This window comes from Pseudomonas sp. 2995-1 (genome assembly GCF_002742505.1).
GTDB lineage: Bacteria > Pseudomonadota > Gammaproteobacteria > Pseudomonadales > Pseudomonadaceae > Aquipseudomonas > Aquipseudomonas sivasensis.
This window is the reverse complement of record NZ_LJSA01000542.1, coordinates 1-310: the sequence shown is the minus strand read 5'-3', so window position 1 is coordinate 310 and position 310 is coordinate 1. Positions and strand designations below refer to the sequence as shown.

1 protein-coding gene is annotated in these 310 nt (G+C 38.4%); it reads right to left on the bottom strand.

All coding sequences use genetic code 11. From position 1 onward, the window contains the following. On the bottom strand, window positions 1–310 hold a 310-nt coding region (locus AOA61_RS27750), incomplete at both ends, for a methylglyoxal synthase (protein WP_099603162.1).

Here is a 310-nt window from a genome sequence, read left to right as displayed (position 1 = left end):
GTTCCTTAACAACTTCACGCCATTGGAAATCTCCTCGTTCTAAACCACGGAGCATAATTTCAGCAGTAGCCATATTTGTAGCAAGGGGAATACTGTATACATCACACAATCGGATTAATGCACTTATATCAGGTTCATGAGGTTGGGCAGTTAACGGATCCTTAAAAAAGATAACACAGTCCATTTCGTTTTCTGCAATTTTCGCTCCTATTTGCTGATCACCACCAAGTGGTCCTGATTGAAACCGATGTATTTTTAAAGATGTATTCTCCATTATTCTAGTACCAGTTGTTCCTGTTGAATATAAAGT